At 68.5% G+C, this 11,480-nt stretch carries 6 protein-coding genes and 4 pseudogenes; 6 read left to right on the plus strand and 4 right to left on the minus strand.

Annotated features, from left to right (window positions below):
* Positions 1-192: pseudogene (locus HMPREF0975_RS15975) on the minus strand (electron transfer flavoprotein subunit alpha/FixB family protein); the annotation flags it as partial.
* A gap of 100 nt (positions 193-292) precedes the next feature.
* Entirely contained in the window at positions 293-1,051 is a 759-nt protein-coding gene (locus tag HMPREF0975_RS01745) for an electron transfer flavoprotein subunit beta/FixA family protein (protein WP_009232382.1), read from the minus strand.
* 214 nt (positions 1,052-1,265) lie between these two features.
* On the opposite strand from HMPREF0975_RS01745, the gene glgX reads away from it, so the two are divergent.
* Positions 1,266-3,668: a glycogen debranching protein GlgX gene (glgX, locus tag HMPREF0975_RS01750; protein ID WP_009232383.1), complete on the plus strand. Its 2,403-nt coding sequence runs from the start codon at positions 1,266-1,268 to the stop codon at positions 3,666-3,668.
* Between the two features lie 35 nt (positions 3,669-3,703).
* A pseudogene (locus tag HMPREF0975_RS16525) lies at positions 3,704-3,992 on the plus strand (IS481 family transposase); the annotation flags it as partial.
* A gap of 294 nt (positions 3,993-4,286) precedes the next feature.
* Here the strand turns inward: HMPREF0975_RS16525 and HMPREF0975_RS15985 are convergent.
* Positions 4,287-4,667 carry an alpha/beta fold hydrolase gene (locus tag HMPREF0975_RS15985; protein ID WP_198009126.1) on the minus strand — a complete coding sequence of 127 codons (381 nt, stop codon included), beginning with the start codon at positions 4,665-4,667 and terminating at the stop codon, positions 4,287-4,289.
* The gene (locus HMPREF0975_RS15365) at positions 4,664-4,894 is read right to left on the minus strand and encodes an alpha/beta fold hydrolase (RefSeq protein ID WP_198009127.1); all 231 of its coding nucleotides are present in this window, start codon (positions 4,892-4,894) and stop codon (positions 4,664-4,666) included. The genes HMPREF0975_RS15985 and HMPREF0975_RS15365 overlap by 4 nt, the downstream gene beginning before the upstream one ends.
* Before the next feature lie 198 nt (positions 4,895-5,092).
* Here HMPREF0975_RS15365 and trpS point away from each other — a divergent pair, with 198 nt between their 5' ends.
* From trpS to HMPREF0975_RS01770, 4 genes and pseudogenes are all read left to right on the plus strand, one after another.
* Entirely contained in the window at positions 5,093-6,205 is a 1,113-nt protein-coding gene (gene trpS / locus HMPREF0975_RS01755; RefSeq protein ID WP_009232386.1) for a tryptophan--tRNA ligase, read from the plus strand.
* A gap of 113 nt (positions 6,206-6,318) precedes the next feature.
* The gene (locus tag HMPREF0975_RS01760; RefSeq protein ID WP_009232387.1) at positions 6,319-8,454 is read left to right on the plus strand and encodes an alpha-1,4-glucan--maltose-1-phosphate maltosyltransferase; all 2,136 of its coding nucleotides are present in this window, start codon (positions 6,319-6,321) and stop codon (positions 8,452-8,454) included.
* Positions 8,455-8,465: 11 nt separating this feature from the next.
* Positions 8,466-10,397, plus strand: a pseudogene (treS, locus tag HMPREF0975_RS01765) (maltose alpha-D-glucosyltransferase); the annotation flags it as partial.
* Positions 10,398-10,482: 85 nt separating this feature from the next.
* Positions 10,483-11,480 (plus strand): annotated as a pseudogene (locus tag HMPREF0975_RS01770) (1,4-alpha-glucan branching protein); the annotation flags it as partial.

The following is an 11,480-nucleotide window of genomic DNA, read 5'->3' on the forward strand; positions in this document are numbered from 1 at the left end:
CAGGCGGGTGGCTCCGGCGCCGGCCAGGACCGCGGAGGCCGCATCGTCCAGGGGCCGGAGGGTCAGGGCGACGACGTCGCCGCTGGTCAGGCCCCGAGCGGCGGTGAGCAGCTCCAGGCTGGGGCCGGTGGGGGCGGGCTCCGTCTCGGTGGTCTCGAGGTCGACGAGCACGAGGATGGGGGCATCGAGCATGGGAATCAGCTTCTTTCGCGGGTGGTATGAGGCGGGTGGGACAACGCGGCGGGCTCCGGTACCCCTGCTGAAGGGCACGGGCTGGCGCTGCGGCTCACCGTCAGACGAGCTTGTTCTCCACGAGCCAGGCGGCGAGCTCGCGGCCCGCCTCGCCGGCGTCGGTGCGGATAATTCCGGACTCGCGTGCGGGCCGGGCCTCGTCATCGACGACTTTTACGGCCGGGTCGGCGACCTCAAGGCCGAGCTCGGAGGCGTCCCAGAAGTCGATGGGCTTCTTCTTCGCGGCGCGCATGGCGGCGAAGTTGGGGTAGCGGGGCTCGTTGGCCTGATCGGTGACGCTGACGACGGCGGGCAGCGGGGCGCTGACGACCTCGCGGACGGTTCCCACGGTGCGGGTGGCGGTCACGGTCCCGCCGTCGACCTCGAACCGGTTGGCCAGCGTCAGGGCCGGCAGGTGCAGGGCGGCCGCCAGCGCGCCCGGCAGCATCGAGGTCAAGGAGTCCAGGGAGGCCATGCCGGTGACGATCAGGTCCACCTCGCCGATGCGCTCAATGGTGGCGGCCAGGACCCGGGCAGTGGTCACGACGTCGGCGCCGGCCAGGGCGTCGTCGGCGACGACGATCCCGGAATCGGCGCCCATCTGGAGGGCGCGGCGCACCCCGTCCTCGGAGTCCTCGGGTCCCATGGTCAGGGCGATGACCTCACCGTCGGTCTCCTCGGCCAGACAGACGGCGGCCTCGACGGCGTTCTCATCGAGCTCGTTGAGAACGTCCTCCTCGCCTCGCACGAGCCGGCCGTCCTGAAGGCGCCGCTCGGACTGCACGTCGGGAACGTGTTTGATGCAGACCACGATTCTCATGTGCTCAAGGTTGCCATAACAGCGGCATCTCGCCACTGAGCGCTGAGTCACCCTGACACGGCGTCAGAGTATTGATCGTGCCGTCCCGGTCGCGCCCGCATGGTGACGATGTGATGTCTGTACGACTGGTAAACGCGACGCGGCGCACTCGCACGAGTGAGACCTCACTGCCCCTCAAGTGGTCGCAATCAGCGGCCGCCAGGACAATGTACCTATGCCTTCGACGCCAGAGCCCGCTCCAGCACCGCGCGCCGAGCTGCCATCAGCTCCCGACCACGGCCTGGGCGTCACTCTCAGCGGCGACGGCGCGGACTTCGCGGTCCACGCCCCGCACGCCACAGCCATGGACCTGTGCCTCCTGACCATGGGAACCGACGGCACGATCGCGGAGGAGACCCGGATCGGGATGCACGGCCCCCTGCGCGGCATCTGGAGCGCCCACGTGCCCGGCATCTGCGCCGGTCAGCGCTACGGATACCGCGCCCACGGGCCCTGGAACCCGCACGAGGGTCTGCTCTACAACCCCCGCAAGCTGTTGCTGGATCCCTACGCCCGCGCATTGGACGGCCAGGTCGATCTGGGACCGGCCGTCTACGCCCACGAGGTCACCGACGACCTGGTCCCCGCGGCCGAGCCATGGCGTCCCTCTCACCTGGACTCGGCCGGCCGCACCGCCGTCGGCGTCGTCACCGGCAACACCTTCCCGGTCGTTCCGGGCCCGCGCGTGCCCCGCGAGCGCACCATCATCTACGAGGCCCATGTCAAGGGCCTGACCTACAAGCTGCCCGGCGTGCCCGAGGAGCTGCGCGGCACCTACGCGGGCCTGGCCCACTCGGTGACAGTCGAGCACCTCAAGAGCCTGGGGGTCACCACGATCGAGCTGTTGCCGATCCACGCCTCGGTGACCGAGCCATTCCTGACCAAGCGGGGCCTGACCAACTACTGGGGCTACTCGACGCTGAGCTATTTCGCGCCGGAGCCTTCCTACGCCACGGCCGCGGCGCGCGCGGCCGGCCCGCAGGCCGTCCTGGACGAGGTGCGCGGCATGGTCTCCATGCTCCACGAGGCGGGCCTGGAAGTCGTGCTCGACGTCGTCTACAACCACACCTGCGAGGGCGGGGTCGACGGCCCCTCCTTGAGCCTGCGCGGCCTGGACAACCTGGACTACTACCTGCACGCCCCCTACCTGCCGGCGCAGTACATGGACGTCACCGGCACGGGCAACACGGTGGACTTCCGGGCCACCGGGGCGATCCGGATGGTTCTGGACTCGCTGCGCTACTGGGTCACCGAGGTCGGCGTGGACGGCTTCCGCTTCGACCTAGCCACCACGCTGGGCCGCCACGCCGCGGAGTTCTCGCCGCGCCACCCTCTACTCACGGCGATCGCCACGGATCCGGTGCTCAGCATCGTCAAGCTCATCAGCGAGCCATGGGACGTGGGTCCCGGCGGCTGGCGCACCGGCCAGTTCCCGGAGCCCTTCCAGGACTGGAACGACCACTTCCGCGACACCACCCGCTCCTTCTGGCTGCACGACGCCTCGGAGATCTCCAAGGGGCGCCTGGGATCGGACCTGCGCGACCTGGCCACGCGCCTGTCGGGCAGCGCGGACCTGTTCAGCCACGGGGAGTTCCCCGGCGGGCGCGGCCCCCTGGGGTCGGTCAACTTCGTGGCGGCCCACGACGGCTTCACCCTGCGCGACCTGGTGGTCTACGACCACAAGCACAACCTGGCCAACAAGGAGGACAACCGGGACGGCACTTCCAACAACCGCTCCTGGAACCACGGTTTCGAGGGCGACGTCGTCGAGGGCATCAACGGCGGCCCGATCGAGGTGCTGCGGCGCCGCTCCATACGCAATCTGCTGGCCACCATGCTTCTGAGCGCCGGGACGCCCATGCTGCTGGGCGGCGACGAGATGGGCCGTACCCAGCAGGGCAACAACAACTGCTACTGCCAGGACTCGGTGTTCTCCTGGGTCGACTGGAACCTCGAGGTCTGGCAGCGCGACCTGGTCGCCACGACCCGATTCCTCATCCACCTGCGCCAGACCCATCCGGTGGTGCGCCCCTCGCGCTTCGCCACCGGTCAGGTCCTCGAGGGTGACGCGATCCCGGACCTGGCCTGGTACCGGGGCGACGCCGCCCCGATGGACGGGGAGTCCTGGCACGATCCGCACACGCGCGTCGTCCAGATGCTGCGCTCGGGGCGCCCCTGGAACGACGACGACATGCTCGTGGTCATCAACGGCGCCCTGGACCAGGTCGACGTCGTCCTGCCCGGGGGGCGCGGCACCGACTGGCACCTGGCCTGGGACTCGACCTGGGCGGTCCCCCAGCCCCACACGGCACCCTTCTCCCAGACGCGTCGCGTCAGCCGCCGCGCGGGGGACTCGGGGGCAGGCGCCTCGCCGAAGACTGAGAAATCCGGCGGGGCCGCGAGCGCCGGCAGCGGTGCTCAGCATTCCGAGGGCCTCACGGACTGCCACCAGGACCGCCCCGGGGACACGACGATGCTCGAGGCCCTGTCCCTACGGGTCTACTTCTCCGGTGAGTTGCTGGAGACCCTCAAGGCGGGCAGCCAGACCGAACAGGTTGGTACGGTCGGCAAGCGCTAGGTGTTGTGAGTCATGAGGTTGTAGTCGTGGGTGGGGGCAGCGGGGTTTGGGCTGTCAGGATGGGTGAGGCGAAGGCCTCCAGGCGGAACAGGAGCGCCCGGGCCGGCTACACCTACCTGCACACCGCCATCGACGGCTTCTCCCGCCTGGCCTACGCCGAGGCCCTCGATGGATGAGAAGGCCTCTACCACGATCGGCTTCTTCTGCCGTGCCCGGGCCTTCCTGGCCGCCCACGGCATCACCGAGCTCGTGCGAGTCGTCACCGACAGCGGGACGAACTATCGTGCTCAGCCCCTCACCGCGACCATCACCTCCCTGGCCTCATACAACTAGGTATGGCTAGGCCACCGCGTTCGTAGGGTAGCTCTCGAGTTCGTAGGGTATCGGGCACGAACGCGATGGCTACCCTACGAACGCGAGCCTCTGGCTGCCGGTACGTTCGGAGTCCTCCTGGATCATTGTGCTGGTGCTTCGCTCTGGCTAACGGGGCAATCCCGTGCATCATCATCCGGGGCGCGAAATCGGCCTTCTCCGTGCGCAACGGTACGGATCCACCCTCCCCACACGGCACGGCCTGCAGAATGCAGTTCTGCTCAACACTGGCAATGAGGATGAGTCTTACTTCACAAAATTCACAATTTCCCGAATGAAGGCTCGCGGCCTGAAGACGTCAATTACATGATTAGCACGCACTCTCCGATACCGAGCCTGAGGCACTAATTGTTGGATCCGTTTTGCGTCACCATCACCCATAGCACCAACCAAACCGTAACTTGGCAGCCGTTTCCAGTTGGGATGTAGCACCAACATAGGGCAACGCACAGCCGACAGTGCCGCAGAGTGATCGAAGTCGCCATACATTAGCTCATCTACAAATGCGCGGCCGAAATCCGGATCATACATCTTCAATGAGTTAAACAATAGCTTCAATAGTTCCGGCATGCACCATTGATCTAAAGCAACTGGCTGCCCCGGATGACGTGCTTCAGCTTGGCTCACATGTCTGCTTTTACCCACTTGTTCACTCGGGATGCGCACCGCAAGGCGATGATACCGCCAGATGAATTTCCAGAAATGATAATAGGCCAACCAACGACCGCCTCGACGAACTCAGCCACGTCAATGCTGACCATGCCCCAGGCGTCATGGCCGAGCGTCCAACTGCCGCCCTCCTGTCCACGCACGTCTATTGCAAACACATGGAAATGCTTAGCAAGTTTCAGCAACAGGCAACACCTTATAATAGCTCCGCCAAGTACCCATTTGGGCCGGTATCAGCACTCATGGCGGCCCGCAACCCGGCCCTTCTTCATAGTTCATAGTTATCTGCGACTCCACGCGAATTCAGGACGTCAGGGCCCACCACCCCAAGCCGACCGTCATCGCCGCGGCGGCGCCGAGACCACACCCCCTAGGATGTGGCCATGACTCAGACCCCCACCGCGGCCGAGGAGGCCCTGGCCAACGCCACCAATGACGCCTCCCTGGCCCGCTCGATCGCACGCTCCGCCGAGATCGAGGCCGATATCGCCGTCAACCCCGGCCGCTACCGGATGTTCACCGGGGTGCGCCCCACCGGGAACATGCACCTGGGCCACTACTTCGGCACCATGCACTCCTGGAAGACGATCCAGGACGCGGGCGTGGACACCTGGATCCTCGTGGCCGATTACCAGGTCATCACCGACCGCGACGCCGTCGGCCCCATCCGCGAGCGCGTCCTGTCCCTGGTCACCGACGCCCTGGCCGTGGGCGTGGACCCGCAACGCTCGACGATCTTCGCTCACTCGGCGGTCCCGGCCCAGAACCAGCTGATGCTGCCGTTCCTGTCCCTGGTCACCGAGTCAGAGCTCCATCGCAACCCCACGGTTAAGTCCGAGCTGGAGGCCACGGGCGGACGCGCCATGAGCGGCCTGCTGCTCACCTATCCCGTCCATCAGGCCACCGATATCCTCTTCTGCCAGGCGAACCTCGTGCCGGTGGGCAAGGACCAGCTCCCCCACCTGGAGCAGGCCCGTCTCATCGCCCAGCGCTTCGACAAGCGCTACGGACGGGCCGTCAAGGATCACCCGGTCTTCCGCCGCCCCGAGGCGCTGCTCAGCCAAGCACCGATGCTGCTGGGTCTGGACGGGGAGAAGATGAGCAAATCCCGGCGCAACACGATCGAGCTGGGCATGAGTGCCGATGAGACCGCCAAGCTCCTCAAGAAGGCCAAGACGGACTCCGAACGCGTCATCACCTACGACCCGACCGGACGCCCGGAGGTCTCCAACCTGCTGATGCTGGCCTCCCTGTGCGGGGCGGGGGCGCCCGAGGAGATCGCCGAACGCATCGGCGACGGCGGCGCGGGCGCGCTCAAGAAGGTCGTCACGGAGACCGTCAACGAGTTCTTCGCCCCCATCCGGGCCCGTCGCGCCGAGCTGGCCGCCAACGAGGACTATCTCCTGGAGGTCCTGGGACAGGGCAACGCCCGGGCCAACGAGGTCGCCGAGAAGACGCTCGACGACGTCCGCACCGCCATGCACATGAACTACTGAGACGCCGGCCCGTATTGCCCGATCGGCCCGGTTCGCGACGCGCGTATCGGGCCGATCACAGTGGCACAGTCAGATATGTGACTCAAATCGTTTCTCACCGTAGTCTTGTTCCTGTGACTCCTAACACGACGCCCGAGGCCGGCAAGAAGCATTCCACCCGTCCCTCCAAGCCCGCTGCCGATCCGACCGATGCGCCAGAGACGGTGTCCACGGTGGCCGTGGCGAGCAGACCGCAGCCGGCCCAGCACTCGCTGATTGGCCGGATCCCGGTCACCGAAGTCTTCCCCGTCGTTGAGGACGGGCGCTGGCCGGCCAAGGCCGTCGTCGGGGAGGTCATTCCGATCCGCGCCACCGTCTTCCGCGAGGGGCACGACCGCTACGGGGCCACCGCGGTCCTGGTGCGCCCCGACGGCAGCGACGGCCCCAGTGCCCGCATGCACGACATCGCCCCGGGACTGGATCGCTACGAGGCTTCCTTGGCTCCCGACGCCCCCGGGGACTGGCGCTTCCGCGTCGAGGGCTGGTCGGACCCGTACGCCACCTGGAGCCACGACGCCGGCATCAAGGTCCCTGCCGGCATCGACGTCGAACTCATGCTGGAGGAGGGCGCCCGGGTCCTGGACCGGGCAGTGGCCGTCGAAGGACGGGACGAGGAGGGCATCAAGGCTCTCAACGACGCGGTGTGGATCATGCGAGACCCCTCCAACCCCGTGGGCGACCGCCTGGCGGCCGGCCTGGCCGACTCGGTCAAGGCGACCCTGGATCGCCTGCCGCTGCGCGACCACGTCTCCCCCACCGCCGAGTATCCCCTCCAGGTGGACCGTGAGCGTGCCCTGGCCGGCGCCTGGTACGAGATCTTCCCGCGCTCGCTGGGCTCGGGGGTCAGCGAGGAGGGCACCTGGTACTCGGGGACGCTGCGCACCGCCGCCGAGCGCCTGGACCGCATCGCGGCCATGGGCTTCGACGTCCTCTACCTCACGCCCATCTCCCCGATCGGAACCACCAACCGCAAGGGCCGCAACAACACCCTGACGGCCCGTCCCGGGGATCCCGGCTCCCCCTACGGCATCGGCTCGCCCGACGGCGGGCACGACGCCATCCACCCCGACCTGGGCACCTTCGAGGATTTCGACGCCCTGGTGGCCCGCTCGCGCGAGCTGGGTATGGAGGTGGCCCTGGACCTGGCGCTCCAGTGCTCCCCGGACCACCCGTGGGTGACCGAGCACCCGGAGTGGTTCACGGTCCTGGCCGACGGCTCCATCGCCTACGCGGAGAACCCGCCCAAGAAGTACCAGGACATCTACCCGCTCAACTTCGACAACGACCCCGAGGGCATCTACCAGGCCATCCTGAAGGTCGTGCACACCTGGATCGCGCACGGGGTGACGATCTTCCGGGTGGACAACCCCCACACCAAGCCCCTGGCCTTCTGGCAGCGGCTCATCGCCGAGATCCACGCCGAGTCCCCGGACGTGCTGTTCCTGGCCGAGGCCTTCACCCGCCCGGCCATGATGCGCACCCTGGGCATGATCGGCTTCCACCAGTCCTACACGTACTTCGCCTGGCGCAACACCAAGGAAGAGCTCATCGATTACACGATGGAGCTCAGCAAGGCGACCGCGCACCTGCTGCGCCCGGCCTTCTGGCCCACCACGCATGACATTCTCACGCCCTTCATGACCAACGGGAAGGTGCCCGCCTTCAAGCTGCGCGCCGTTCTGGCGGCCACACTCTCACCGACCTGGGGCATCTACTCCGGCTACGAGCTGGCCGAGTCCACCCCCCGCCCGGGATACGAGGAGCAGATCGACAACGAGAAGTACGAGTACAAGCCGCGCGACTTCGCCACGGCGCGCCGCAACGGCATCGAGGACCTACTCACCCGCCTCAACTCCGCCCGGGCCGCCCACCCGGCCCTGCGCCAGCTGCGGGACATCTACTTCCACCCCACCAGCGATGACCAGATCATCGCCTACTCCAAGCGGGTGGACGCCTTCCACAGCCCCACGGGCAGGGACGACGTCGTCCTGACAGTGGTCAACCTCGACCCGCACGGGGCCCGGGCCGGCGAGGTCTACCTCAACCTGGAAGCCCTGGGCCTGCCCGGCTGGATCGACGCCTCGCACCCAGTGGTCAGGGTGACTGACGAGCTCACCGGAGATACCTACGAGTGGTCCGGGCAGAACTACGTGCGCCTTGACCCCTTCGCCGGACAGGTCGCCCACGTCTTCTCCGTGGAGCCGTTGTGAGCACGGACCCGATGAGCGCCACCCCGATGCCCGCCGGCAGCGAGGTTCCGGCCGCATCGCCGGCCGTCGCACCCATGCAGCCCGGGCAGCCCGGCCAGGCCAGCCCCTTCGGCCAGCCCACATCAGCGACGGTCCCCGTGGCGGCACCGATGGCGGCGATCCCCACCCCCAGCGGCGGAATCCCCATGCCGATGACGGTGGCACCGCCGATCCCCGGGGTGCCGGTCCTGCCGGCTCAGTCCCGCCCCGGCATCAGCGCGGACCCGGAGTGGTTCCGCACGGCCGTCTTCTACGAGGCACTGCTGCGCTCCTTCGCCGACTCCGACGGCGACGGCATCGGGGACCTGCGCGGGCTCATCTCCCGTCTGGACTACCTGGCGTGGCTGGGCGTGGACTGCGTGTGGATTCCGCCCTTCTACCCCTCGCCCATACGCGACGGCGGCTACGACATCTCCGACTACACGGCCATCGATCCTCGCTACGGAACGATGGAGGACTTCCGCGAGCTGGTCCACCAGGCCCATCAGCGCGGGATCCGCATCGTCATCGACATGGTCGTCAACCACACCTCGGATGCCCATCCCTGGTTCCAGGCCTCCCGCTCGGACCCCGAGGGCCCCTACGGGGACTTCTACGTGTGGGCCGACGACGACTCCGGCTACGACGACGCCCGCATCATCTTCGTGGACACCGAGGAGTCGAACTGGGCCTACGACGTCGAACGCGGTCAGTTCTACTGGCACCGCTTCTTCTCCCACCAGCCGGACCTCAACTTCCACAATCCGGCGGTCGTCGACGCGATCCACGACGTCATCCGCTTCTGGGCGCGCACCGGGGTGGACGGCTTCCGCATGGACGCCATCCCCTACCTGACCGAGTCTGAGGGCACCAACTGCGAGAACCTGCCCGGCACCCACGAGATCATCGCCGGCATCCGCGAGATGCTCGATCGGGAGTTCCCCGGGACCATCACGATCGCCGAGGCCAACCAGTGGCCCGACGACGTCGTGGAGTACTTCGGCACCGAGGAGGCTCCCGAGTGCACCATGTGCTTCCACTTCCCGGTCATGCCGCGCATCTTCTACGCGCTGCGCCAGGGCTCGGCCGAGGCCATCCGCTGGGTGTTGGAGAAGACCCCAGACATCCCCGCCCACGGGCAGTGGGGCACCTTCCTGCGCAACCACGACGAGCTGACCCTGGAGATGGTCACCGACGCCGAGCGCGACCAGATGTACGCCTGGTACGCCCCCGAGGAGCGCATGCGCGCCAACATCGGGATCCGGCGGCGCCTGGCCCCGCTCCTGGACGCCTCGCGCGCCGAGGTCGAGCTGGCCTACGCCCTGCTCCTGTCCCTGCCGGGCAGCCCCTGCCTCTACTACGGCGACGAGATCGGCATGGGCGAGAACATCTGGCTGGAGGACCGCGACGCGGTGCGCACCCCCATGCAGTGGGACGACTCCCCCAACATGGGCTTCTCCACCGTCATCGACCCCGGTGCGCTGACCCTGCCGCTCATCCAGGCACCCGGCTACGCGCACCTGACGGTGGCCACCGAGATGGGCCGGCCCGACTCGCTGCTGCACTTCACCCGGCGGATCCTGCACCTGCGCCGCTCCCACCCCGTGCTGGGGCGCGGAGGCTTCCTCCTGCGCCCCACCAGCGACGACGCCGTCCTGGCGCACACGCGCTGCGACGACCCCTCGGCGCCGGAGGGGGAGAGCCTCCTGTGCGTCGCCAACCTCTCGGCCACGCCCCGCTCGGTGACGATCGAGGTTCCCGAGCTGGCCGGGCGACGCACCATCGACCTGTTCGGCGGCTGCCCCTTCCCCTCCATCGACGAACACGGCCGCCTCACCCTGACGCTGGGCGCGCGCGGCTATTACTGGCTGTCGGTCGACAGGGACACGCCGGAGAGCGTGGAGAATGCCGGGGGCACGGAGCACTCGGGGGACTCCCAATCCTCCGCGCCCCCGGCCGACACCACCTCTACCCATACCGCCCAGAACCGCCCCACCGAGAGGATGCCTGATGCCCACCGATTCCATCTCCGCAGCCAAGGCAGCACAGAACGCGGCGTCGACCGCGCCCCCGCTGCGCAGCGCCGGGGCGCCGTCGACCTGGCCCAGCGACACCGAGATCCTGGCGGCCCTGGGCCCGTGGATGCTTCAGCGCCGCTGGTTCCCGCTCAAGGGGGACGCCGCCCCGGTGCCGGGCTCCTTGCGCATCATCGCCTCCTGGGAACCCGAGGAGGGCGTGCGCGACCTCGTCATAGCCGCACCGCGGGGCGACAGCGGGCACGGTGAGCACACCGGGCACAGTGGGCGCGCCCGGAGCGCCGTGCTGCTGCACGTACCGGTGGTCCTGGAGGCCGCCGAGGCGCTCGACTCCTTCGCCACCCCCGGTGAGGCACCCGGCAACCACGGCCTGCTGGTGACCACCGGCTCTCAGGGGTCACCCACGCAGGTGGCGCTCGTCGACGGCGCCCACCACCCGGCCTTCTGGCGGGCCTGGGCCCTGAGCGCCCTGAAGGCGGGCACCGTCCTGGACGAGGCCGGAGCCCTGGCCATCGCCCAGCGGGCGCCGAGGCTGCGGGTGACCACCGGGGAGCAGTCCAACACATCCGTGATCCTGCCGGCCCCCGCCGACGGGGAGGGGAATGCGGATGGGGAAACGGGCGCCGAGGCTCTTGGGGAGCAGGACGCCGCCACCGGTGACCTCATCGTCAAGCTCCTGCGGGTCCTGGAGCACGGGCGCAATCCCGACGTGGAGCTGTCGGTGGCCCTGGCCCGCAGCGGCTGGGACCGGGTGCCCACGCCGGTGGCCTGGTCCACCATGACCTGGACGCGCATGGGCGGCTGCGGCCAGCCCGCCCTGGAGGAGTCCACCGACTCGGCGGTGGCATGCAGCTTCGTGCCCCGGGCCGACGACGGCTTCGAGCTGTTCTGCTCCCTGGCCTCCACCGACGACGTCGACGGGCCGGTGCGGGCCCGCGCCGTCGACCTGGCCCGCGATCTGGGCCGCACGAC

Origin of the sequence: Actinomyces sp. oral taxon 849 str. F0330 (assembly GCF_000239715.1) — a bacterium.
Classification (GTDB): Bacteria; Actinomycetota; Actinomycetes; order Actinomycetales; family Actinomycetaceae; genus Actinomyces; species Actinomyces johnsonii.

Coding starts and splice junctions, on each gene's coding strand:
- HMPREF0975_RS01745 (WP_009232382.1), bottom strand. CDS start 1,051: ATGAGAATCGTGGTCTGCATCAAACACGTTCCCGACGTGCAGTCCGAG.
- glgX (WP_009232383.1), top strand. CDS start 1,266: ATGCCTTCGACGCCAGAGCCCGCTCCAGCACCGCGCGCCGAGCTGCCA.
- trpS (WP_009232386.1), top strand. CDS start 5,093: ATGACTCAGACCCCCACCGCGGCCGAGGAGGCCCTGGCCAACGCCACC.